Source organism: Pseudosporangium ferrugineum (genome assembly GCF_003002065.1).
GTDB classification, from domain to species: domain Bacteria; phylum Actinomycetota; class Actinomycetes; order Mycobacteriales; family Micromonosporaceae; genus Actinoplanes; species Actinoplanes ferrugineus_A.
The window spans coordinates 1-22,302 of record NZ_PVZG01000007.1 but is presented as its reverse complement, the minus strand read 5'-3'; the positions used below and the strand labels follow the sequence as shown (position 1 = coordinate 22,302).

The window sequence follows — 22,302 nt, the reverse complement described above, 5'->3', positions numbered from 1 at the left end:
GCGCGCGCCCGGGGCCCGGCGGTCCGGCCGGAGCGGGCCCGGCAGCTCGGCCCGGCGCGGGCGCAACGGCCTCGGCCCGGCAGCTCGGCCCGGCGCGGGCGCAACGGCCTCGGCCCGGCAGTGGGTCGCCGGGTGCCACGGTCGCGGTGCGGTGGCCGTACCGGAAAGGGTCAGGACGCCGCGATCAGCTGGCGCAGTTGCGCCCAGGCCTGGTCCGCGGGGACCTTCTCGTCCAGGCCCTGCCGCAGGAAGGAGGTGATCTGCGGCCAGATGGCCGTCGCGCGGTCGGCCTCCGGGTTGGTGCCCGGCACGTAGGCGCCGATCTCGACCAGCTCGCGGATCTCGCGGTGGGCGGCCATCATCCGGCGCAGCTCGGTGGCGTCGTGGCGCTGTTCCGGGGTGGTGATCCGGTTGGCCACCCGGGAGATCGAGTCGAGGGCCTGGATGCTCGGGAAGTGGCCGGCCGTGGCGAGCTTGCGGTCCAGGACGATGTGGCCGTCGAGGATCGAGCGGGCGGCGTCGGCGATCGGCTCGTTGTGGTCGTCGCCCTCGACGAGGACCGTGTAGAGGCCGGTGATGCTGCCGCGTGCGCCCGGCCCGGCGCGTTCCAGCAGCGAGGCGAGCATGGCGAAGACCGACGGGGGATAGCCGCGGGTGGCCGGCGGCTCGCCCACGGAGAGGCCGACCTCGCGCTGGGCCATCGCGGCGCGGGTCACGCTGTCCATCATCAGCAGGACGTCGCCGCCCTCGTCGCGGAAGTATTCGGCGATCCGGGTGGCCACCGCGCCGGCGCGCAGGCGCACCAGCGGGGGCGTGTCGGAGGTGGCGATCACCACCACCGAGCGGGCGAGGCCCTCGGGGCCCAGGTCGTGCTCGATGAACTCGCGGACCTCCCGGCCGCGCTCGCCGACCAGGGCCACGACGTTCAGCTCGGCCGTGGTGCCCCGGGTGATCATGGACATGAGCGTGCTCTTGCCGACGCCCGAGCCGGCGAAGATGCCGATGCGCTGGCCGCGGCCGCAGGGGACGAGGGTGTCGAGCACGCGTACGCCCAGCGGCATGGGCGCGTCGACGAGCTGCCGGTCCATCGCCGAGGGCGGCGCCGCGTCGATGCTGACCAGGTCGCCGCGCAGCGGGGGCCCGCCGTCCATGGGCCGGCCGAGCCCGTCCAGGATGCGTCCGCGCAGGTCCGGGCCCACCGCCACGCGCAGCGGCCCGCCGGTGGAGATCACCGGGGTGCCCGTGCTGAGGCCCGCGATCGGGCCGAGCGGCAGGCAGGACAGGCGCTCGCCGTCGAGGGCCGCGACCTCGGCCAGGACGGCGTCGTCGCCCTCGCCCATCCGGAGCAACTCGCCGACCCGCGCCTCCAGCCCGCTGACCGTCACGCGCAGGCCCACCGCGCCGGTCACCTTGCCCCGGGTGAGCGGCTGCGCGGCGAGCAGGGCGGCGTTGATGCGGTTGCGGAAGACGTCGGTCACAGGCGCAGGGCTTCCTTCGCTCGGGCGACGGCGGCGGCGATCGAGGCGTCCACCGTGGTCGTGCCGGTCTCGGCCACGGCGTCGCCGGGCCGCAGGGCCGGATCGGGGCGCAGATGCACCGGCCGGCCCTCGTAGTTGTAGTCGGCGTCGGTTGCCGCGCCGACCAGATTGCGGAAATCGTCGGGATGCAGGCTGACCACGATGTCGCCGTGCTCCGGCGCGGCGTTCATGGCCCGCCGCAGCGCCGCCGCGGCCCGGCCCTCGGGGTCGTCCATGGCCCGGCCGACGATCGCCTCGGCCAGCTCGAAGGCCTGGGCGAGCACGGCCTCCTGCAACTCGTGCAGGGTCGGCATGAGCTGCGTCTCCAGGCCGGTCACGGCCCGCCCGAGCGCGTTGACCGCCTGCGCGAGCGCGGCGGCCCGGCGCTGGTCGTGCGCCTGCTCGACGGCCCGGGCCCGCTCCGCGGCAGTCCGGGCGTCGAGCGCCGCAGCCCGCCGGCCCTGCGCCCATCCCTCGGCGTAGCCGGCCGTACGAGCCTCCTGCTTCGCCCGTTCCACCGGGGCGCTGTCCGCGGGTACGCCGCGCCGCAGGTCCACGCCGAACCGCGCGGCGGCGGCGGACTCGGCCACCGAACCGCGCAGCACCGGCTTGTCCTCAGGCGATGAGCTCATCGACCTCGCCGCCACGCTGGATCTCGATCTGGCCGGAGTCCTCGAGCGAGCGGATCACCGAGACGATCTTCTGCTGGGACTCCTCGACCATGCGCACCTTGACCGGGCCCATCAGGTCCATCTCCTCGAGCAGGTTCTCCCGGCCGCGCTCGGACAGGTTGCTGGTGACCTTGTTGCGGACCTCCTCGTTGACGCCCTTGAGCGCGGTGGCGAGGTCGGCGGGCTCGACCTGGCGCAGCACCAGCTGCACCGAGCGGTCGTCGAGGTTCACGATGTCCTCGAACATGAACATCCGCCGGCGGATCTCCTCGGCGATCTCCGGGCTGCGCGCCTCCAGCGCCTCCAGGATGAGCCGCTCGGTGGTGCGGTCGGCGCGGTTGATGATGTCGACCAGCGGCTGGAGCCCGCCGACCGTGGACAGCTCGTCCGGCTGGAGCACCGTGGAGAGCTTGCGTTGCAGCGCCAGCTCCACCTGCCGGATCACGTCCGGCGAGGTCCGGTCCATGACCGCGATCCGGTGCGCCACGTCCGACTGCACCTCGGGCGCGAGGCCGGACAGGATCGAGGACGCGAGCGCCGACGGGATGTGCGCCAGCACCAGCGCGATGGTCTGCGGGTGCTCGTACTGCACGTACGACAGCAGTTGCCGGGGGTCGGCGTGGCTGAGGAAGTTGAACGGCATGTCGGTCATCGACGCCTGGAGCCGGTCCAGGATCAGTTGTGCGCGTTCGGTGCCCAGCGACGCCTCGAGGAGTTCGCGGGCGTACGCCATGCCGCCGGCCCCGGCGTGCTTGGTGGTGGCCATCGCGTAGAACTCGTCGATGACGTCGCCGACCACCTCGGGTTCCAGCTTGCCGAGCCGGGCGATCTCCGCGGAGAGTTCCTCCACCTCGCTCTCGTTCATGCTCGCCAGTACCCGGGTCGAATACTCCTTGCCCATCCGTACCAGCAGGATGGCTGCCTTGCGCAGGCCGGTCATCGACGTCGTGGTCAGTGCCGGTGAGGTCAACGCGGTTCCTCCTTGAACCCAGGGGGTGGTGATCAGCGGCCGGCGCCGAGCCAGCCGCGCAGCAGGGCGGCCATCTCCTCGGGCTGGTCCTCGACCATCTGCTCGATCTCGCGCTGCCGTTCCTCGAGCGCCTCGTGCACGATGTTCGCCGCCTCGATCGCCGGCGAGGGGATCGCCGCGTTCAGCTCGGCCAGGCGCTGCGCCTCCAGGGCGGCCTGCATGTCCTCGAGGTGCTTGAGCTCGGCCGGGGTCAGCGCCTTGCGCTTCTTCGCCTTCCGGCTCCAGCGCCAGGCCAGGAAGATCAGGAAGAGCACCACCAGGGCCATCGCCGCGGTCTTGATCATCGCGGTCTGCTTGGCCGCCTGTTCGGCGGCGGCGGAGGCGGCCAGGGCGTCCTTGGCGGCGGTCGCGGCGCTGGTGTCGAACGCCATCGCGCTGACCGCGACGGTGTCGCCCCGGGTCGGGTCGATGCCGGCCGCGGCGCTGACGAGCTGCTGCACGTCGGCCTGGTTCACCGCGCCGGCCGTGGTGGCGTCGAGCAGCACCGCGACGTTGAGCCGCTTGATGGTTCCCGGCGCGCGGTTGCGCTCCTCGGTGACCTTGTCGACCGGGTTGTTGCGGGTGGTGTTGGAGTTCTCGTACTGGCCGTTCCCGCCGCTGGCCCCGGTGCCGTTCGGCACCTGGATGTTGTCCGGGCCGAGCACGCCGCCGGCTCCGGTGCCGTTGCCGTTGTACGCCTCCCGGCTGATGCTCTCGGACAGCGCCGCGACCGACGGGTTCGACGAGTACTTCTCCGACGTGGTGCGGGTCTGGTCGAAGTCGAGCTCGGCGGTGGTGGTGATGACGGCGTGGCCGGGGCCCACGACCGCGTCGAGCATGTTCTGCAGCGACGCGTTGAGGCGGTTCTGGAAGGCGACCGTCTGCGAGTCGGCGCCGCTCTCCGCGCCGGTGCCCAGCGGCTGGCCGCCGCCGCTCGAGAGGATCTTGCCGTCAGCGCCGACCACGGTGACGTTGGTCGGGTCGAGGCCCTCCACGCCCGACGCGACGAGGTTGACGATCGCCCCGACGGTCTGGGTCGACAACGGCTTGTTGGGGGCGGACTGCACCAGCACGGAGGCGGTGGTCTTGTTCGCGTCGTCGGCGAAGACGTCCTTCTGCGGGAGCACCAGGTTGACCGTGGCCGCCTCGACGCCGTCGATCGACTTGATCGTGTTCGCCAGTTCGCCCTGCAAGGCCCGCTGGTAGTTCGTGTGCTGCATGAAGTCGCTGGTGGTGATGCCCTGCTGGTCGAGCAGGGCGTAGCCGGTGTCGGAGTCCCCGGGCAGGCCCTCGCCGGACAGTTGCAGGCGCAGGTCGTACACCTTGTCCTGGGGCACCATGATCGTCGTGCCGCCGTTGGCCAGCTCGTACGGCGTGCCGGTCTTCTGCAGCGACTCGACGATCGCGCTCGCGTCCTTGCTGGACAGATTGCTGAACAGGGCGGAGTACGACGGCTTCGCGGCCCACGTGGCGAAGAAGTAGCCGCCGATGACCAGGGCGAGCACCGTCGCGATCGTGACGGCCTTCTGCCCCGGGGTGAAGGACTTGAAGCTGTCGCCGACCTTGCGTACGGGCGCGGGGAGACGGTCCGTCATCTTAGGCCTGCATCCTCATGATCTCCTGGAAGGCCTCCACGGCCTTGTTGCGGATCGCCATGGTGAGCTGGAGGCCGAGGGCGGCCTCGGTGGACGCCATCGTGTACTGCGCCGGGTCCTGGAGGGTGCCGTTGGCCACCTGCACGGCCAGGTCGCCGGCCTTGGACTGGGCCGTCTGCACGCTCTCCAGCCCCTGCGACAGCATCGAGGCGAAGTCGGTGTTCGGCCCCTTGACCTGCTCGGTGCCGGAGAGACCGCTGACCGGGGTCAGGCCGGAAACGCCGCTGACGGCCCCGATCGCGCCGATCGGTGAGGTCATGATCAGGCCTTCCCGAGGTTGATCGCGGCCTGGTACGAGTCGCGCGCCCGGTCGACCACGGACAGGTTCGCCTGGTACGACCGCTGCGCCATCATCATCTGCGCCATCTGGGTGCCGAGGTCGATGTCGGGGCGGCGTACGTAGCCCTCGGTGTCGGCCAGCGGGTTGTCGGGCTCGTAGGAGAGCCGGCCCTCGGCGCTGCCGTAGGCGATCCCGCCGACCTGGGCGCCGTTGCCGTCCTGCGCCTCCTGGGCCACCACGTAACGGGCCTGGAAGGCGTTCTCGGAGGTCCGGGTGACGTTGTCGATGTTGGCGATGTTGTCCGACACCGCGTCGAGCCACTTGCGGTACACGGTGACCCCGGTGGTGGCCACGCCGATCGCGTTGAAGGTGCTCATCTGGTTCAGGCCCCCTTGATCGCGTCGCGGATGAGTCCGTACTTGCCGTCCAGGGCACGGATCGTCAGCTGGTAGCGCATCGTGGTGTCGACGTGTGCGAGCGTCTCCTCGTCCAGGTTGACGTTGTTGCCGTTCAGGCGCGTCGGCTCCAGCGAGTTCTGCACGCTCGGCGAGACCGTCGAGGGCGACTGGCCGTGAGCGACGGCGCTGCTCAGCGCCTCCTCGAACTTGACCTTACGAGCCCGGTAGCCGGGGGTCTCGATATTCGCGATGTTGTTGGCGATGGCGTTCTGCCGGGCGGACAGGCCGGCGACTGCGACGCGGAGCGAGGACGATGCGACGTCATCGAACACGGCGGCGATTCCTTCCCAGTGGTGCGAGGGCGCCGGTCCTTGGCTTGCGGGTACGGGCAATCCATTGCTCGTACCTTTCGCTTCGGCCCGTCGCCGGATCCGCTGAGCGTGGAACGGTTGCTGCCCGGTTGCACGCAGAAACCCGGCACCCGCGCGGGGTACCGGGTCTCTCCGGGTGTTGCTCGTGGGTCACATGGCGCAGTCGATGTAGGTGGGAACCTGTTTGCCGGCCGTGCCCACCTCGACCCGTGCGGCGAAGGCGGTCTGCCGGCGGTTGGCGGTGATCGCCATCGCGGCCGCCTTGGCGGCCTCCAGCTGCCGGGTCAGGATGAAGTCGGCGCGGGGCCGCAGGTCCAGCGGCAGCGGGCCGATCCCCGAGGGCGGCTCCCACGGCGTCGCGGTCGCCAGCTCCTGGGCGCGATGTTCCTCCGTGATCATCCGCTCGACGGCCTCGACGTCCGCTTCCAGCTCGTCGAGCGCCTCGATCCACGCCTGCCGCCACTCGTCGGCCATGACGTCTCAGCCCTCTGCCGCCGCGACAGCCATCGCCGCCTCACGCCAGGTGTCGCGCAGCGGCTCCATGAGCCCCCGGATCGCGGCGACCTTCGGGGCATCACCCTGCACGTTCGCGTTCACCAGCTCGGTCTCCGCGAAGGTGTAGATCGCGGCCAGGCCCGTCGCGCCCTCCCACGCGTCCATGTTCAGCGACACGTGCAGCTCGGTGACGATGTCCTGGGCGTGCTTGAGGTGCGTGTTGGCCTCGGGCCGGTTGCCCACCTCGAGCGCCTCCTGCCCCCGGGTGAGGTCCAGGATGAGCCGGTCGAAGAGCATCAGGAGCAGCTTGGCCGGCGACGCCGTGGCGACGGAGTCCGCGATGTAGCGGGCCCGCATGGCCGGTGAGGAGTTGTTCATGGAAGGACTGGCTCCGCTCAGGCAAGGCCGGCGAGCTGACCCGCCAGCCAGGTGGACTGCTGCTGCATCTTGCCGAGGGCGACCTCGAGGCCGGAGAACTGCTTCTCCAGGGCGCTCTTGCGCAGATCCAGCCGGATGTCCCACTCGCTGACCTGGTCGTTGAGCAGTTTGATCGAGCTGGTGTTGCGCTGGATGAGCGCCTGCATCGTGCCCAGCTTCGCCTTGGTGGGGTCGGTCGGGTCGATCACGCCCTCGCTGGCCACCAGCGAGACGGCCTCCAGCTTGCGGCCCAGGCCCACGGCGACGTCGAAGCCCGGCTCGAACTTGCCGGCGACGCCGCCGGGCTTGTCGGTGTACGAGTCGAAGAACTTCTGCGTACGCGCCGGGTCCGCGTTGTACGCGTCCATGAACTTGGCCTTGTCGAAGGTGAGCTTGCCGCTGCGGTCGACCGAGACGCCGACCTCGCTGTAGCTGGCCGTCACGCCGTTCTTGCCGAGGCCCGCGGCGCCGGACGAGATCGTGCCGAGGAGGTCCTGGCTGAGCTTGCGGATGGCGCTGTCGCCCACCAGCGGGCCGGCCGCGACCTCGGAAGTCTTGATCTTGCTCTGGGAGGCGATCTCGCTGAGCGCGGTGTTGGTGTTGTCGACCAGCGCCTGGATCTTGGCGGCGATGCCGTCGGCGTCCGCGCCGACGTTGACGGTGACGGACTCGTCGACGGCCTGGGCCTTGGTGGCCGTGACGGTCACCCCGGGCATCACGCCGGTGAAGGTGTTGGTGGCGGAGGTGATCGAGTACGGGTTGGTCGTGCCGACCTTCAGCTCGGCGTCCCCGCCCTGCACGGTGATCGAGGCGGCGCCCAGGCTGAGCCCGGTCGGCACGCCGGCGGTGTCGAACTTGTCGGCGGCGGTCTGGCCGCTCTCCTTCGCGGTGAGCTGCAGGGTGTACTTGCCCGGCCCGATCTGCACGGCGGCCGCCTTGTAGGGCACGTTCTGCTCGCCGTTGATGGCGGCGACCACGGCCTGCAGCGACTTGTCCGACGGCGTGAGCTGTTTCGTGGTGCCGTCGTTGAGCGTGACGTCGAACGTGCTGCCCGCGATCGCCGGCGACCCCGTCGCGTCGGTGGCCGAGGTGACCGAACCGGCGGCGAACGTCATCACGTGGGTCGCGGCCAGCTTCTCCACCCGGAAGCTCATCGAGCCCGCGGCCGCGCCCGACTGGGCGGAGACGACGGCGGCGGTCGAGTTCGAGGTGGCCTTCATGGCGCCCCAGGTGTCCGCGCTGCCCGCGGCCTTGGCCGCGGAGGCGATGCTGGACAGCCGGCTGTTCACGCTCTGGTACGCGGACACGACCTTGTTCGCCGTGGTGATCTTGGCCTTGAGCGCCGTCTGCGGGGCTGCCTCGACCTTCATGAGCTGGTTGATGGTGTCCGTGGTGCTCATGCCGGTGATGAGGCCGTCAATGCTGGCCATGAGGCGATCCCTCCGTCGGTCGGGCTGGAACGGAACGGGCGGCCGGCAGTGACGCCGACCGCCCGTCTATTCGGTTGTCTGTGCGGTGGACTGAGCCATTCCAGGAGTGGTGATCCTTGCTACGACGAGCGCGGATCACCACGCGCCGGGTCAGCGCAGGAGGGAGAGGACGCCCTGCTGCGACTGGTTGGCCTGGGACAGCATCGCCGTGCCGGCCTGGGTCAGGATCTGCGACCGGGTGAAGGACATCATCTCCTGAGCCATGTCCGTGTCACGGATCCGGCTCTCCGACGCCGACAGGTTCTCGATGGCGACGTTGGTGTTGTTGATGGTGTGCTCGAACCGGTTCTGGTAGGCACCGAGGCTCGCACGAGCGGTCGAGATGGTGGCGATCTGCTGGTCGATCACGTCGATGGCGTTCTGCGCACCGTTCGCGGTCGAGAAGTCCAGCGCACCGGTCACCGCCGTACCGTTCGTGGTGATACCGGTACCCGGTGCGGCCGCCGTGGCGGCGACACCACCGGTGACGGTGCCTCCGGTCTTCGACGTCACGACAAGTTCGTTCTTCGAGTTGACCTGCGCGTTGAAGGTCTTCTGGAAGTTGGTGTCCTTGTTGAGGGCGTCGGCGACGTCCTGAACGGTGTTGTACGTGCCGGCCGCGCCGAGCGTCACGTCGACGTCGACCGTGCCGTTGGTGAACTTCTGCGAACCGGTGACCAAGGTCGGGGTGTCGACCTTGAACATGGCGCCGGTGCCGCTGGTGTCGAGGGCGTCCGCGACGGCCTTGACGTTGGCGGTGCTCAGGTCCACCGAGATCTGGCTGTTCGGGTCGCCGTCCGCGCCGACCTGGAACTTCATGGTGCCGGCGGTGCCGTCGAGCAGCTTCTTGCCGTTGAAGTTCGTGGACTGCGAGATGCGGGTCAGCTCGTCCTTGAGGCTGGAGACCTCAGTGGCGATGTTGCTCCGCGCGTCGGCGTTGTTGGAGTCGTTACCCGCCTGCACGCCCAGGTCACGCATGCGCTGCAGGATGGAGTGGACCTCGTTCAGAGCGCCCTCAGCGGTCTGCACGACCGAGACGCCGTCCTGTGCGTTCCGGGTGGCGACCTTGAGGCCACCGACCTGGCTGCGCAGGCCCTCGCTGATCGCCAGGCCGGCGGCGTCGTCCGCGGCCCGGTTGATCCGGAAGCCCGACGACAGCTTCTCGAGCGACTTCGACATCTGGTTGTCGGAGACCGAGAGGCTGCGGTAGGCGTTCTGGGCAGCGATGTTCTGGTTGATGCGAAGACCCATGTGAAGTTCCTCCTTGAGTGGGGTCTCTGGCCGGCCCGTCCGTGAGCCGATTTGCTTACGCCACTAGTGATCGGCCGGGCTCCGCCGGCCTTGAGCAGTATTTGAGATTTCTTCGGGATATGTCCGGCGAACGCGGAAACCTGCGTGGCACCGATCTGCAACCGGGCCCGCGTCAACCCTCAGGGACACCCATCGGTTGCCGACTGGTCCGGTGAAGCGGAGATCCGCCTCGCGAGTGAAGACGGAGGAGCCGGTGAGCCTGACCGACCTGTCCAGCGTCCTGTGGCGCTCCCGGGAGCTGCTGGAACTGTTGCTGTTCAAGCTGGAGGAGGAGCAGTTGCTGCTCGCCTCGAACCGTTCCCGCTGGCTCGCGCACGCCACCCGCGAGGTGGAAGTGGTGCTGGACCAGATCCGGCAGACCGAGGTGGCGCGGGCCGCGTACGCCCAGGCGGTCGCGCAGGAGCTGGGGCTCAACGTGGAGGCGTCGCTGGGCGAGCTGGCGGACGCCGCCCCGGCGCCCTGGTCCGACCTGCTGCACCAGCACCGCAAGGCCTTCCTCACCCTGACATCCGAGATCAGCGCCATGGCCGAGACCAACCGCGACCTGCTCACCGCGGGACAGCGGGCGGCTCGCGAAACCATGCTCGCGTTCGCCGGAACCGTGGAAACGTATGGCCGGCAGGGCCAAACCGTCACGGGCGGCGTACGCCGCCCCAGTCTGGTGGATGAGGCGATCTGATGGGCAGCAGCTTCGGCGGCATCAACACCGCATTGACCTCGTTGTACGCGCAACGCCGCGGGCTGGACGTGGCCGGTCAGAACATCGCGAACGCGAACACCGAGGGATACACCCGGCAGCGGGTGAACATGAACTCCCAGGTCGGCTCGCTGTCGGCGGCGATGTACGCCCGCACCGACGGCCTCGGCACCGGCGTGGCGGTCACCGCCGTGCAGCGCCTGCGCGACGAATACCTGGAGAACCGGGGACGCTCGGAACACGCCGCGAGCTCGTACCTGTCGAGCCAGAGCACGGCGTACGTGGCGATCGAGGACACCTTCGCCGAGCCCGGTGACACCGCCCTTGCCGCCCAGCTGCGCGACATGTGGGGCAGCTGGAACGACGTGGCCAACAACCCGCAACTCGCGGCGCCCCGCTCCGCCCTCATCCAGCAGAGCTCCACGGTGGCCGATCAGCTCAACGGCGCGCACGAGGCGCTGGCGCGGCAGTGGAAGCAGAACGAGACCCAGATGAGCGCGTACGTGGACGAGATCAACACGACGGCCCGGTCGGTGGCACAGCTCAACGACAGCATCGTCAAGGCGAGTGCGTCCGGGCTGACCGTGAACGAGCTCCAGGACCAGCGCGACGTGCTGGCCATGCGGCTCGCCGAGCTCACCGGCGCCACCGCGGCGAAGCGCGAGAACGGCGGCCTGGACGTCTTCATCGGCGGGCAGACGCTGGTCAGCGGCACCCTGGTGCGCGACGTGGAGTTCGTCGGCGCCAGCCGGCTCGAGGACCAGGGAGTCGACCCGGTCCGGCTGCAGTGGGTCGACATCAAGCAGCCTGCCCAGGCCGGCGGCCGGGTGGGCTCGGCCATCGACACGATGACGACCATCATCCCGAACCTGTCGGACGACCTCGACTCGGTCGCCAAGAACCTGGTCGATTCGGTGAACGCCAAGCACGCCAACGGTTTCAGCGCCGACGGCAGCACCGGGCTCAACTTCTTCAGCGGCACCACCGCGGGCACCATCAAGGTCCTCATCAAGGACCCCGACAAGGTGGCGGTGTCGGCCACCGCCGGGACCCGCGACAACTCCGTGGCCGACGCGATCGCCGACATCGGTGACTCGGCGACCGGCCCGGACCGCGAGTACCAGGGCATGATCGGCCGGCTCGGGGTCGCCTCGCAGGGCTCCGCCCGGCGCGCCGAGATCCAGGCCGTCGTGACCGAGCAGGTGGACGCCGCCCGCGAGGGCGAGGCCGGCGTCAACCTCGACGAGGAGATGACGAACCTGCTCACGTACCAGCGGGGCTACGAGGCCGCGTCCCGCGTTCTGACCACGATCGATTCGATGCTCGACCAGCTCATCAACCGCACCGGTCTGGTCGGAAGGTAAGGAGTAGAACCATGATTGGCGGCGGCAGGGTCACCGAGCGCAGCATCCACACCCGGGTGCTGGCGAACCTTCAGCGCAACCTGGCCAAGGGCGGCCAGCTCCAGGATCAGCTGTCCAGCGGCAAGCAGATCAACCGGCCGTCCGACTCGCCGGCCGGCACGGTCTCCGCGCTGCAGCTACGCAGCGAGACCCGCACGAGCGAGCAGTACACCCGCAACGCCGACGACGGCCTCGGCTGGATGGGCACCCTGGAGGACACGCTCACCAGCGCGTCCAGCCTGGTCAACCGGGCCCGCGACCTCACCGTGCAAGCGATGAACCTGCAAACGAACGGCGTGCAGGCCAGCGAGGCGCTCGCCCAGGAGATCGACCAGGTCCGCAGTGGACTGATCTCGTACGCCAACACCCGGTACCTGGACCGTCCGGTCTTCGGCGGCAACACGCCCGACCCGGTCGCGTACGACCAGAACGGCGTCTTCACCGGCAATGCGTACGACCCGAACAACGCCTCGACCACCAGCGTGTCCCGTACCGTCGGCTCGGGTGTGAAAGTGCGCGTGGACCTCACCGGCCCGGAGGCATTCGGTGACGACACCACGGGTTTGTTCAAGGTTTTGGAGAACATTTCCGCGAGCGTTCGGGCCGGCGACAGCGCGAAACTCACGACCGACCTCCAGGAACTGGACAAGGCGGGGAACAACCTGAAATCGGCCATTGCGGAGGTCGGATCTCGATACAATCGGATCACGCAGATGAAGGAATCCGCGCAGGACCGGTTGTTGTCCGTGACGTCGCAGCTGTCCGACATCGAGGACATCGATCTGCCGAAAACCATCATGGAAATGCAGCTTCAGCAGACCTCGTACCAGGCCGCCCTGGCCGCCGGGGCCAAGGTGGTCCAGCCCTCGCTCATCGATTTCCTGAGGTGACCATGAGTACTCGCACCGCGTCCCGTCCGATTGGGGCAACCATGACCGACACCGCGCTGGACATGCCGATCATCGACATGGCCGTGCCTATGCCGGGCTTCCCGGCGCACCGGCAATTCGTGCTGGTCCGGCTCAACGAGGAGGGCCTCCTCTTCGCGTTCACGTCCATCAAGGACCCGAACCTGCGGTTCCTGGTGGCACCGCCCGAGCCGTTCTTCCCGGATTACGCTCCGGAGATCGAGAACGACGTCCTGGCGGCCCTCAACACCAAGGACCCGGACCGCCTGCTGGTCATGGTGGTCATCACCGCCGGCGTCAACGAGACCACCGCGAACCTTTTCGCCCCCATCATCGTGGACCGCGACACCCGTCGCGCCATGCAGGTCGTTCTCAACGGCAGCAACATGCCGGTCCGTGCCGTCATGCGCAGGACCTACTGACGGTTTCCGCCCCGGTCGCGTGACAGCTCGCGACCCGGTTGCTACATGTCCTGTCCACGGATGGAGAAGGGGCAGAAACGATGCTGGTGCTGACCAGGAGGGCCGGCGAAAGTGTGATCATCGGCGATGACGTCGTCGTGACCGTCCTCGAGGCGCGCGGCGACGTCATCCGCATCGGTATCAAGGCCCCACGCGACGTGCAGGTGCACCGCGAGGAGGTCTACAACGAGTTGAAGGCCGCCAACCGCGAGGCCGCGTCTCCCGACGACGACGCGGTGCAGGCCGTCTCCGACATGCTGCGCCCGGCCGCCCAGCCCGACTGAGGCCGGAGCACGGGGCTCGGGCCGCTCAAAGGAGAGCTTCATGTCCCGATTGATGCAATTGGGTATCGCCAAGCGGATCGGCCTCATCGTCGTCGCGGGCATGGTCGGGCTGCTGGTCCTCGCGATCGGCTCCTGGGCCAGCCAGTCGACGTTGGTCGAGCAGGCCGACCGGGTTCGGGGCCTCGAGGCGGGCATGGGCGCGCTCAACCATCTCGACACCCGGCAGAGCGAACTTAAGGTCGACGCGTACCGGGCGGCCCTGGGCCAGGACGTCACGCAGGACGTCGCCGACGATGTGGTGTCGGCCACCGAGGCCGCGGACGCGGTGGAGAACGCCGGGCTGCCGGCCGATCTGGCCGCCGAGTTCGGGCAGATCCGCCCCGAGGTGACCGCGTTCGGCGCGTTCATCTCGGACTTCGTCAAGCAGGCGGGTGCGGGCGGTGCGAACGCGACGGCGAACATCGACCAGATCGCCGAGCGGAACCACGCGGTCGACGACAAGCTGGGTGCCCTCAACGAGAAGGTGGACGCGGCCATCGGCCGGGAGCGAGCCGACATGGACGCCACCGTGACCGGCGCCCGTACGGCCACGGTCATCGTGGTGCTGCTCTGCCTGGCGCTGCTGCTCGCGCTGGCCGTACCGCTGGCCCGGTCGATCCTCCGGCCGGTCCGCCGCCTCGGCGAGGTGGTCGACGCGATGGCGGACGGGGACCTGACCCGGCGTACCGGCATCACCAGCCGCGACGAGATCGGCCGGATGGCGGCCGGGATGGACCGGGCGACGGAGGCGATCCGCCGGTCGCTGAGCACCATCAGTCAGAACTCGGAGACGCTGGCCAGCGCGGCCACCGAACTCTCCGCCGTGGCCGCCCAGATCGCCGACGCGGCCCACGAGACGGATGCCCGGACGTCCGCGGCGTCCGCCGAGGCCGAGGAGATCTCGCGCAACGTGCAGACGGTGGCCGCCGGTTCCGAGGAGATGGGCCTGAGCATCCGGGAGATCTCCCGCAACACCAGCGAGGCGGTGCGGATCGCCGCCGTCGCGGTGGCCGAGTCGGCCCAGGCGACCGGCACCGTCCGGCAGCTGGGCGAGTCCTCGGCCGAGATCGGCAACGTGATCAAGCTGATCACGTCGATCGCCGAGCAGACCAACCTGCTGGCGCTCAACGCGACGATCGAGGCGGCCCGCGCGGGCGACGCCGGCAAGGGGTTCGCGGTGGTCGCGAGCGAGGTCAAGGACCTGGCCCAGGAGACCGCGCGGGCGACCGAGGACATCGGTGCGCGGGTGAACGCGATCCAGGCCGACACCGCCGGGGCGGTCGAGGTGATCAGCCGGATCAGCGAGGTGATCGGGAAGATCAACGAGTTCCAGACCACCATCGCGAGCGCCGTGGAGGAGCAGACCGCCACCACCGGGGAGATGAGCCGCAGCATCAGCGAGGTCGCCTCCGGCAGCGGCCGGATCGCCACGAACATCGCCGATGTCGCGCGGGCCGGTTCGGGTGCCGTGCACGGCGTCACCCAGAGCCGGCTGGCCAGCGAGGAAGTCGCCCGTACCGCGGAGGAGCTGCGCAACCAGGTCGGCAATTTCCGGCTCGAGGCGGCCGCGCACCCGTAATGCACCTGGTGCGGCCCCGGTCCACAACACCCGCACCGCACAGTTTTCCCCAAGGACGGGAGGCACTCGTCCGGTGGACGGCGTCGGGGAGACATCGTGGGTGCAGAGCGCGAATCGATCATGGACGGCACCACCCTCGCCGCGCCGGCGTCCGCCCTCGATCTGCGGGCCGACGCCCACGTGCACACCGGCTTCGCGGCCGGACGGGACAGCGTCGGCGTGGTGGTCTCCGCCGCGGACCGGGCCGGCCTGACCGCGCTGACCTTCGCCGACCAGGTGGGACCCGACACGACGTGGCTGCCCGCGTACGCGGATGCGGTGCGCCGGGCCCGGCGGCGTACGGAGATCACCCTGCGCGTCGCCGCCGAGGTCGAGATCGTCCAGCAGGACGGCTGGCTGGCGTGGCCCGCCGACCTGGGCAACCTCGAGGCGGTGTCGGTGGCGATCTCCCGGCTGCCGCTCGCCGACGGCCCGGCCGGCGCCCGGGAGGTGCGCGCGCTGCTGACCGCGGGCCGGCTCGTGCCGGAGCAGGTCGCCGAGATCGTCGTGACCGCCACCATCAGGGGCGTCGAGCGGGCCTCGCGCTACGCGCCGACCCAGCTCGCCCGCCCGCTGAGCCTGCTCGCGCACGTCGGCATCGACGATTCGGCGGTCACCCCGGAGATCCTCGGCGCGCTCGCCGAGGCCTGCCGGTCCACGGGTACGGCCGTCGAGATCAGCGAGGCCTGGCGCAGTCCGTCGCCCCGGGTGATCGCCATGCTGCGTGAGGCCGATGTGGCGATGGTGGCGGCCAGTGACGCGCGGTACGCCGCCGAGGTCGGCCACTGGCAGTACCTGCGCCGAGTCTGACGGGAAACCGGACGCCGACTGTAGTCATCTACGTACGCTCTGTCATGCCAGCACTTCAGCATGGGAGAGATGCCATGAGTATGGTCCAGCAGGCCGTCGAGATCAGCGCACCGCTGCACGCCGTGTACGAGCAGCTCGCCACCTTCGAGAACTACCCCCGCTTCATGACCGGTGTGGAGCAGGTCATCCCGGTCGGCGAGGGCCGGACCCACTGGGTCATGGACGTCGAGGGGCGCCGCCAGGAGTTCGACGCCCGGATCGTCGAGTGCTCCCTCGACGAACGGGTGGCCTGGGCGACCGTCGACGGCCCTCGGATGGCCGAGACGATCACCCTGCGGCCGATGGGCGAGACGCGTACCCAGATCGTCGCCCAGCTCGAGGCCGACGCGGCGTTCCTGCTCCCGGGGGACCGGCACGGCGAGGACGCGCTGAGCCGCCGTCTCAAGGCCGACCTGACCACCTTCAAGGGCCTGATCGAGACCGGCAAGCTGGGCACCGGCGGCCACCTGTCCGGTGCCAGCTCCAAGAACCTCACCGGTAGCGCGTACGCCTCGCCCGCCTCGGTGGCGGGCCGCGCCCGCGGCGGCCGTCCCGGACCGGGCGCCGGCTGGGGTACGAGCGCCGGCGAGTTCAGCAACGCCCACGACGACGGCCTCGGCACCCTGCGCCCGAACGCGGGCACCGCCGCCCTCGGCACCCCGAACGCCGGGACCACGGTCGACATCACCTCGGCGCCCGGCATCCGCAGCGCGCACGACCTCGACGACGTCCTCGCGCCCGGCCGCCGCATCGTCGGCGCCCCGTCCGTCCGCGGGGGTGCGGCCGGCACCCGGCCCGCCGGCCAGAGCTCGGCCGCGGCCCGGATGGGCGGCAAGGCGATGGGCGCGCGCGACGGCCGCGGCGACGGCGTCATCCACGAGGAGGAGCGCGGCAGCTGGTAGCCCGCGCTCAGAGGGAAGCCGCCTCCCAGGTCACGATCAGGCGCGCACCCCGGGGCTCGGCCCGCTCGTAGCGGACCGAGCCCCCGTTCGCCTCCACGAGATGGCGCACGATGAACAGCCCGAGCCCGGCGCCGCGCATGAAGCGGTCGAAGAGGTTGGGCAGCAGTTCCTCGGGGATACCGCCGCCGCGGTCCTCGACGATCAGCACCACCGACTCGGCGTCGCGTCCGGCGCGGATCTCGATCGGCGACTCGCCGTAGGTGAGCGCGTTGGACAGCAGATTGCGGACGACGTGCCACACGTGCTGACGGTCGGCGAGCGCCGAGACGTCGTCGTCCGCCGCGACCACGACGTCCGCCGTGCAGCCCAGCTCCTCGGTCACGGCCGCGACGACCTCCCGGACCGGCACCGGGGTCCGCCGGGCGGTGACCGCGCCCGTGTCCAGCCGGAAGAGCAGCTGCAGGTCGTTCATCATCCGGATCAGCCGGTGGGCGTTCTTGTCGATCTTCGACGCCAGCTCGAGCCGGATGTCGTCGGGCAGGTCCGCCCAGTCGGCGTGCAGCAGCTCGGCCAGGCTGGCGATCGAGCTGATCGGCTGCGCGACGTCGTGGGTCAGCATCGAGGTGAGGTCGTTCTTGAAGGCGAGCGCCGCCGCGAGCCGCTCGTTGCCCGCTTCCAGCTCGGCGGCCCGGCTGCTCAGCTCGTCCTCGGCGCGCTTGCGGTCGGTGATGTCGACGTACGTGGCGACGTAACCGCGGGGGCGCCCGGCGCGGTCCGGGATCGCCGCCATCGTGGCGAGCACCGGCACCTCGGTACCGTCGGCGCGGCGGATCACCCAGTCCCGGGTGCCGGCCGGGGGCAGGGTGGACTCGGCGCCGTCCTCGCCGGAGTCCCGGCCGGTCAGCTCCCGCCAGCGCCGGTTCACGTCGATGACGCGGTAGTTCGCGTCGAGGACCATCACCGCCTCGTGCATCGACTGGAGGAGCGTGTCCGCGAAGTCGCGCCGCTCGTGCAGCTCGGAGACCAGCTCCCGCTGCTTGCGGTCGGCACCCTCCAGCGAGCGGACCAGGAACCCGACCAGACCGATGAGCGCCAGCCCGGCGAGGACCGTGCCGGTGCTGACGGCGGCGGCCGGCCGGCTGATTCCCGTACGGACGGCGAGCGCGCTGGCCAGGGCGGCGATGACGGGTACGGCGACGACGGCCGGCAGCATCCGGCGGACCTTCACGCCCGGCCCGGCCGCCGCGGCGGTGCGCAGCGGTCCCGCCTCGGGCCGGGCCAGCACCATGCCGACGGCCAGGGCGAACAGCGCCCCCGCGTGGTACGCCGACATCAGGCTCTCCGGCGGCGGCCCGTCCGGGAACGTCGGCGCGAACATCCGTGGCACGAGCGCCACCAGCGCGATGACGGCGCTGCCGGCGAGCAGGGGATCGGCGACCCGGTAGCGCACCGGATCGCCGGAGCGGCGTTCGACCCGCAGGTCCAGGCAGGCCAGGGCGAGCCCGCTCAGCATGGTGGCGACCCCGGCCGCGGGATGCCGGGGCAGCACCGCGGCACCCAGCGCCACGGAGACGCCCGCCAGCGCGTACGCCAGAACCCGCGCCGCCCGCCCGGTAGCCGGCGGCGCCAGCAGGAAGAGCGCGAGCCCGGCGGCCATCAGGGCGGCTGCCGGGCTCGTCGTCAACGCTTCGGAATAGGTGGTGCCGGCCCGGGAGAGGGCCAGGCCGAGGGTGCCGGAGAGGGCGACGGCGACGCCGGTGCCGCCGGCGGCGAGCCGGGACAGCCTCCCCACGTTCTGCGCCGCGATCTGCACCGGAACCCCTCTAAAGATGGGCTTTTCCGGCCCAAGTGTGAGGGAGTGATCATATCGCGGCGGATGGGATCAAGTGGTCACGCCGGGTGAGACTGCCCCGCCCAGGCGAAGCCGTTCTCGACCGCTGCCTTGACCGACACCGGCGCGAGCTGACCTGCGTACTTGTTCGCGTGGTGCCCGCAGAACGCCAGGCCGCCGCCGCCCGCCAGGCTCAGTTCGAGCTTCGCCGCCGCGCCGCAGCGGTCGCAGCGCTCGGCCAGCGAGTCGACGACGACGATCTCGGGCGACATCACTGTGGTCATAGCGCTCTCCTTGCTCGGTGGCGGTGCAAGCGGTCCTGACAGCGGGTACTTCGGCCCGCCCGGGGGACGACTTAGCCTTGCGGCCCCGGACGCCACCGCTGCAACCCACCGGCAACCTCCGAGGTCCCGGGGCGGCTCCGCCCCTTCCCGAGCATTTCCCCCCAGACGCCGCCGGCATGCCTGTTCCGCTCCGGTGATGTCCGACGCTGTCCGTACCAGGAGGGACCCGAGTATGACGAGCAACCACGGGCGGCGCCGGGCCGCACGCTTCGCGCTGACCGCCGCCCTGGCGACCGCCGCGGTGGTGACCGGCGCGGCGGGGAGCGCCCTCGCCGGGACGCCGGGCGCGCTGCCCCTCGGCACGGTCCGCGCGGCCGGTGCCGGAGCCATCCCGGGCAGCTACATCGTGGTGCTCAAGGCCGGGGCCACCGAGGTGCCGGCCGTCTCCCGCGCGCTCACCTCCCGCTACGGCGGCCGGGTGCTCGCCAGCTACACCTCAGCCGTACGCGGCTTCCACACCGGCATGACGCCGCTGGAGGCCCGCCGCCTCGCCGCCAACCCCGCGGTCGACTACGTCGAGCAGGACGCGGTCGCCACGCTCGCCGACACCACGCAGGCGAACCCGGTGTGGGGTCTCGACCGGCTCGACCAGAGGGCGTTGCCGCTGTCGAAGAGCTACACGTACCCCTCGGCGGCGGCCGCGACCGCGTACGTGCTGGACACCGGCATCCGGATCGGGCACGCCGAGTTCGGCGGCCGGGCGAGCTACGGCCGGGACTTCATCGACAACGACGGCACCGCCCAGGACTGCAACGGCCACGGTACGCACGTGGCCGGCACCATCGGCGGCCGGACGTACGGCGTCGCCAAGGACGTCAAGCTCGTCGGCGTACGGGTGCTGAACTGCAAGGGTGCCGGCCCGTACTCGGCGATCATCGCGGGCATCGACTGGGTCACCCGGAACGCGGCCAAGCCGGCCGTGGCCAACATGAGCGTCGGCGGTCCGGCCAGCTCCGCCGTGAACGCCGCGGTGGCCAAGTCGATCGCGTCGGGCGTCACCTACGCCGTCGCCGCCGGCAACGACAGCAGGAACGCCTGCGGCTATTCGCCGGCGTCCGCCCCGGCCGCGATCACGGTCGGCGCCACGGACAGCACCGACACCCGCGCGTCGTTCTCGAACTACGGCTCGTGCCTCGACGTCTTCGCCCCCGGCGCGAAGATCACCTCGGCCGGCTCGTCGTCCGACACCGCGACGGCGATCATGAGCGGCACCTCGATGGCGACGCCGCACGTGGCCGGTGCCGCCGCCCTGGTGGCCGCGGCGCACCCGGAGTGGACGCCGGCGCAGGTCGGCGCCGCGCTCACGGACAACGCGACGGCCGGCAAGGTGGCGGCCCGGGGCACGGGCTCGGTGAACAAGCTCCTGTACACCGGTTTCCTCTCCACGGCCACGACCACCCCGCCGGTCACGGGAGGTGCCTGCGGACCCTTCGTCATGGGTATGGACGTCCCGGTCGGCAAGAAGTCCACGGCCACCAGCGTCAGGACCGTCTCGGGATGCACCGGGCCGGCGTCCTCCGCGTCGACCGTGGCGGTGACCGTGCGGCACGCGTACCGGGGGTCGCTGGCCGTGGCGCTGACCAGCCCGGCCGGGGTCACGTACACGCTCAAGGCGGCGGTGAAATCCGACAGGCGGGCCGACATCGTGCACACGTACGCGATCGACCTGTCCGGCACCGCCCGCAACGGTAAGTGGACGCTGCGGGTCAAGGACACCTACGGCACCACCAGGGGAACCCTGGACCGGTGGAAGCTCACACTCTGATTGTGCGGAAAGCGGCAACCAGGGCCGGTGCCCGCGGATAGCGTGAATGTCTCACCTTTGCCAGGAGGCTCTCATGACGGAAGTTCCGGAGGAGCGTCCCACCGTCCTCGTCGTCGACGACGAGGAGGATCTGCGTGACATCATGCGCCGGATGCTCGAGCGCCGGGGCTTCGCGACCCTGGTGGCCGGCGACTCCGACCAGGCCCTGACGGTCTGCCGGGAACACCCGGGGGACATCGACGTCCTCGTCACCGACCTCGGCCTGCCCGGCGTCTCGGGCGGCGAGATGGCCCGCACCTGCACGCAACTGCGCCCCGACATGGGCGTCGTCTACATCTCCGGCCTGCCCAAGGACATCGCCGTCACCAAGGGGCTGATCAACGAGGACTCGCTCCTCGTGAAGAAGCCGTTCACCGCGGACCTCCTGCTGGAGGCGCTGCGGGTGATCCTGGCCGAGAAGGCACCCACCACCTGACCGATCCACAGCACGCCCGAAGCGCCGCCGGACCTCCGTCCGGCGGCGCTTTCGTCTGTCCGGACGGTGCCGTGGTTCCGGCCGGAAAGCCCTTCATCCGCGCCGCTCCCTGCCGCCCGGCCCCCATCCGGTGGAGCGGCACCTGGGCTGCACCCGAACGCAAGCCGGACCAGCACCCGCCCCTGTCGAACCTGGTGTCAGACAGCGATTCATCGACATACAGGGGGACCGGACGTGACTGCCAGGCGGGGGAAGATCGGCGTTGCCGTGACAGGCGTGGTCGCCGTGAGCGCGGGCTTCGCGCTGGCGGGCACCGCGAACGCCGCGACGGCCACCACGACGGTGAGCGTGCTCAGCAGCGACGACACGTACACGTCGAGCACGCGCCGCAGCGTCAACTTCGGCCAGGCCGACAAGCTGGTCGTCGGCAAGGAGGGCGGCGAGACCCGGGTCTCCTACCTGAAGTTCGCGCCGAAGCTCGCCGCCGGCGTGACCGTGCGGCGCGCCGAGCTGCGGCTGCCGGTGGAGAGCAAGCCGGTCGCGGCCACCCTCACCGTCTACCCGGTGGCGGCCACCTGGTCGGAGAAGAGCATCACCGCGGCGAACGCGCCGGCCACCGGCAAGGCCATCGCCTCGATCAAGCCGAAGGCCACCGACAAGACCCTGACCTTCGATCTGTCCAAGGTGGTCACCAGGTCGGGCACGTACGCGTTCGCGCTGAAGTCGGCGTCCACCACGGCCGTCACCCGGCTGCGCTCGCTCGAGCAGGGCGACCCGGCCACCGGCGGCCCGGAGCTGCGGCTCACGGTCGTCAGGACGACCACCCCGGCCACGCCCACCACCCCGCCGACCACGGCCCCGGTCACCACCCCGCCGACCACGGCGCCGGTCACCACGCCACCCACGACCACTCCGCCCACGACCACTCCGCCGGTCACCACGCCGCCCACGACCGTGCCGCCGACCACGACCCCGCCGGGCGGGTGCGTCACGGACGCGATGCTGGTGCCCTCCTGCGGCGTGCTCTGGGGCGCGGCCGCCGGCGGCTTCACCGACACCCCGCGTGACCAGGCGCTGAAGGCGTGGGAGCAGACCACCGGACGGACCGCCGCGATCTTCCACGCATACCACAA

The 22,302-nt window shown here is 70.8% G+C and carries 24 protein-coding genes; 11 read left to right on the top strand and 13 right to left on the bottom strand.

All coding sequences use genetic code 11. The annotated features are described in order from the left end of the window. Positions 1–170 precede the first annotated feature (170 nt). The 11 genes from CLV70_RS16155 to CLV70_RS16105 form a co-directional block, all read right to left on the bottom strand. On the bottom strand, positions 171–1,478 hold the full coding sequence (locus CLV70_RS16155) for a FliI/YscN family ATPase (protein ID WP_106127339.1): 1,308 nt from the start codon (positions 1,476–1,478) through the stop codon (positions 171–173). Beyond that, positions 1,475–2,149: a FliH/SctL family protein gene (locus CLV70_RS16150; RefSeq protein ID WP_245908272.1), complete on the bottom strand. Its 675-nt coding sequence runs from the start codon at positions 2,147–2,149 to the stop codon at positions 1,475–1,477. The genes CLV70_RS16155 and CLV70_RS16150 overlap by 4 nt, the downstream gene beginning before the upstream one ends. Then, a complete protein-coding gene (gene fliG, locus CLV70_RS16145; RefSeq protein ID WP_106127337.1) occupies positions 2,133–3,158 on the bottom strand; it encodes a flagellar motor switch protein FliG in 1,026 nt (341 codons plus the stop codon). Before fliG ends, CLV70_RS16150 begins: the two co-directional genes overlap by 17 nt. 32 nt (positions 3,159–3,190) lie before the next feature. Next, a complete protein-coding gene (gene fliF / locus CLV70_RS16140; RefSeq protein ID WP_106127336.1) occupies positions 3,191–4,792 on the bottom strand; it encodes a flagellar basal-body MS-ring/collar protein FliF in 1,602 nt (533 codons plus the stop codon). 1 nt (position 4,793) lies between these two features. Continuing rightward, complete coding sequence (gene fliE, locus CLV70_RS16135) at positions 4,794–5,111, bottom strand: flagellar hook-basal body complex protein FliE (protein ID WP_106127335.1); 318 nt, start codon at positions 5,109–5,111, stop codon at positions 4,794–4,796. A gap of 2 nt (positions 5,112–5,113) precedes the next feature. Next, on the bottom strand, positions 5,114–5,509 hold the full coding sequence (locus CLV70_RS16130; RefSeq protein WP_106127334.1) for a flagellar basal body rod protein FlgC: 396 nt from the start codon (positions 5,507–5,509) through the stop codon (positions 5,114–5,116). 5 nt (positions 5,510–5,514) lie between these two features. After that, complete coding sequence (gene flgB / locus CLV70_RS16125; RefSeq protein WP_106127333.1) at positions 5,515–5,862, bottom strand: flagellar basal body rod protein FlgB; 348 nt, start codon at positions 5,860–5,862, stop codon at positions 5,515–5,517. Between the two features lie 189 nt (positions 5,863–6,051). Then, entirely contained in the window at positions 6,052–6,375 is a 324-nt protein-coding gene (locus tag CLV70_RS16120) for a hypothetical protein (RefSeq protein ID WP_106127332.1), read from the bottom strand. Positions 6,376–6,381: 6 nt separating this feature from the next. Continuing rightward, positions 6,382–6,774 (bottom strand): flagellar export chaperone FliS, encoded by a 393-nt coding sequence (fliS, locus tag CLV70_RS16115; protein ID WP_245908271.1) that lies wholly within the window; start codon positions 6,772–6,774, stop codon positions 6,382–6,384. Positions 6,775–6,791: 17 nt separating this feature from the next. Beyond that, positions 6,792–8,243, bottom strand: a complete 1,452-nt coding sequence (gene fliD, locus CLV70_RS16110; protein ID WP_106127330.1) for a flagellar filament capping protein FliD — start codon at positions 8,241–8,243, stop codon at positions 6,792–6,794. 150 nt (positions 8,244–8,393) lie between these two features. Beyond that, positions 8,394–9,533, bottom strand: a complete 1,140-nt coding sequence (locus CLV70_RS16105) for a flagellin N-terminal helical domain-containing protein (RefSeq protein ID WP_106127329.1) — start codon at positions 9,531–9,533, stop codon at positions 8,394–8,396. Positions 9,534–9,786: 253 nt separating this feature from the next. Between CLV70_RS16105 and flgN the strand changes: the two genes are divergently transcribed. From flgN to CLV70_RS16065, 8 genes are all read left to right on the top strand, one after another. Next, the gene (gene flgN / locus CLV70_RS16100; RefSeq protein WP_106127635.1) at positions 9,787–10,272 is read left to right on the top strand and encodes a flagellar export chaperone FlgN; all 486 of its coding nucleotides are present in this window, start codon (positions 9,787–9,789) and stop codon (positions 10,270–10,272) included. Further along, on the top strand, positions 10,272–11,654 hold the full coding sequence (gene flgK / locus CLV70_RS16095) for a flagellar hook-associated protein FlgK (RefSeq protein ID WP_106127328.1): 1,383 nt from the start codon (positions 10,272–10,274) through the stop codon (positions 11,652–11,654). Before flgN ends, flgK begins: the two co-directional genes overlap by 1 nt. An 11-nt stretch (positions 11,655–11,665) precedes the next feature. Continuing rightward, positions 11,666–12,583, top strand: coding sequence for a flagellin N-terminal helical domain-containing protein (locus tag CLV70_RS16090; RefSeq protein ID WP_106127327.1), 918 nt, complete (start codon positions 11,666–11,668; stop codon positions 12,581–12,583). Between the two features lie 41 nt (positions 12,584–12,624). Further along, positions 12,625–13,023, top strand: a complete 399-nt coding sequence (gene fliW / locus CLV70_RS16085; RefSeq protein ID WP_106127326.1) for a flagellar assembly protein FliW — start codon at positions 12,625–12,627, stop codon at positions 13,021–13,023. An 80-nt stretch (positions 13,024–13,103) separates the two neighbouring features. Then, positions 13,104–13,346: a carbon storage regulator CsrA gene (gene csrA / locus CLV70_RS16080; RefSeq protein ID WP_106127325.1), complete on the top strand. Its 243-nt coding sequence runs from the start codon at positions 13,104–13,106 to the stop codon at positions 13,344–13,346. 40 nt (positions 13,347–13,386) lie between these two features. Further along, entirely contained in the window at positions 13,387–14,964 is a 1,578-nt protein-coding gene (locus CLV70_RS16075; RefSeq protein ID WP_106127324.1) for a methyl-accepting chemotaxis protein, read from the top strand. 96 nt (positions 14,965–15,060) lie between these two features. Then, positions 15,061–15,813 (top strand): hydrolase, encoded by a 753-nt coding sequence (locus CLV70_RS16070; RefSeq protein ID WP_106127323.1) that lies wholly within the window; start codon positions 15,061–15,063, stop codon positions 15,811–15,813. Between the two features lie 74 nt (positions 15,814–15,887). Further along, a complete protein-coding gene (locus CLV70_RS16065) occupies positions 15,888–16,754 on the top strand; it encodes an SRPBCC family protein (RefSeq protein ID WP_245908270.1) in 867 nt (288 codons plus the stop codon). Between the two features lie 7 nt (positions 16,755–16,761). Here CLV70_RS16065 and CLV70_RS16060 read toward each other — a convergent pair whose 3' ends face one another. After that, positions 16,762–18,567 carry a PAS domain-containing sensor histidine kinase gene (locus tag CLV70_RS16060; protein ID WP_106127321.1) on the bottom strand — a complete coding sequence of 602 codons (1,806 nt, stop codon included), beginning with the start codon at positions 18,565–18,567 and terminating at the stop codon, positions 16,762–16,764. Between the two features lie 77 nt (positions 18,568–18,644). Beyond that, entirely contained in the window at positions 18,645–18,869 is a 225-nt protein-coding gene (locus CLV70_RS16055) for a DUF7455 domain-containing protein (RefSeq protein ID WP_106127320.1), read from the bottom strand. Positions 18,870–19,101: 232 nt separating this feature from the next. On the opposite strand from CLV70_RS16055, the gene CLV70_RS16050 reads away from it, so the two are divergent. The 3 genes from CLV70_RS16050 to CLV70_RS16040 form a co-directional block, all read left to right on the top strand. After that, a complete protein-coding gene (locus CLV70_RS16050; protein WP_106127319.1) occupies positions 19,102–20,694 on the top strand; it encodes a S8 family serine peptidase in 1,593 nt (530 codons plus the stop codon). Between the two features lie 73 nt (positions 20,695–20,767). After that, positions 20,768–21,169 carry a response regulator gene (locus CLV70_RS16045; protein WP_106127318.1) on the top strand — a complete coding sequence of 134 codons (402 nt, stop codon included), beginning with the start codon at positions 20,768–20,770 and terminating at the stop codon, positions 21,167–21,169. A gap of 234 nt (positions 21,170–21,403) precedes the next feature. Then, positions 21,404–22,302 (top strand): CBM96 family carbohydrate-binding protein (locus CLV70_RS16040; protein WP_245908269.1); only part of this gene is annotated, 899 nt, incomplete at its 3' end.

Excerpts from the sequence above, each read along its gene's own strand:
- CLV70_RS16150 (WP_245908272.1), bottom strand. The coding sequence starts at position 2,149 with ATGAGCTCATCGCCTGAGGACAAGCCGGTGCTGCGCGGTTCGGTGGCC.
- fliF (WP_106127336.1), bottom strand. The coding sequence starts at position 4,792 with ATGACGGACCGTCTCCCCGCGCCCGTACGCAAGGTCGGCGACAGCTTC.
- fliE (WP_106127335.1), bottom strand. The coding sequence starts at position 5,111 with ATGACCTCACCGATCGGCGCGATCGGGGCCGTCAGCGGCGTTTCCGGC.
- CLV70_RS16130 (WP_106127334.1), bottom strand. The coding sequence starts at position 5,509 with ATGAGCACCTTCAACGCGATCGGCGTGGCCACCACCGGGGTCACCGTG.
- CLV70_RS16120 (WP_106127332.1), bottom strand. The coding sequence starts at position 6,375 with ATGGCCGACGAGTGGCGGCAGGCGTGGATCGAGGCGCTCGACGAGCTG.
- fliS (WP_245908271.1), bottom strand. The coding sequence starts at position 6,774 with ATGAACAACTCCTCACCGGCCATGCGGGCCCGCTACATCGCGGACTCC.
- fliD (WP_106127330.1), bottom strand. The coding sequence starts at position 8,243 with ATGGCCAGCATTGACGGCCTCATCACCGGCATGAGCACCACGGACACC.
- CLV70_RS16105 (WP_106127329.1), bottom strand. The coding sequence starts at position 9,533 with ATGGGTCTTCGCATCAACCAGAACATCGCTGCCCAGAACGCCTACCGC.
- flgK (WP_106127328.1), top strand. The coding sequence starts at position 10,272 with ATGGGCAGCAGCTTCGGCGGCATCAACACCGCATTGACCTCGTTGTAC.
- CLV70_RS16090 (WP_106127327.1), top strand. The coding sequence starts at position 11,666 with ATGATTGGCGGCGGCAGGGTCACCGAGCGCAGCATCCACACCCGGGTG.
- fliW (WP_106127326.1), top strand. The coding sequence starts at position 12,625 with ATGACCGACACCGCGCTGGACATGCCGATCATCGACATGGCCGTGCCT.
- csrA (WP_106127325.1), top strand. The coding sequence starts at position 13,104 with ATGCTGGTGCTGACCAGGAGGGCCGGCGAAAGTGTGATCATCGGCGAT.
- CLV70_RS16075 (WP_106127324.1), top strand. The coding sequence starts at position 13,387 with ATGTCCCGATTGATGCAATTGGGTATCGCCAAGCGGATCGGCCTCATC.
- CLV70_RS16065 (WP_245908270.1), top strand. The coding sequence starts at position 15,888 with ATGAGTATGGTCCAGCAGGCCGTCGAGATCAGCGCACCGCTGCACGCC.
- CLV70_RS16055 (WP_106127320.1), bottom strand. The coding sequence starts at position 18,869 with ATGACCACAGTGATGTCGCCCGAGATCGTCGTCGTCGACTCGCTGGCC.
- CLV70_RS16050 (WP_106127319.1), top strand. The coding sequence starts at position 19,102 with ATGACGAGCAACCACGGGCGGCGCCGGGCCGCACGCTTCGCGCTGACC.
- CLV70_RS16045 (WP_106127318.1), top strand. The coding sequence starts at position 20,768 with ATGACGGAAGTTCCGGAGGAGCGTCCCACCGTCCTCGTCGTCGACGAC.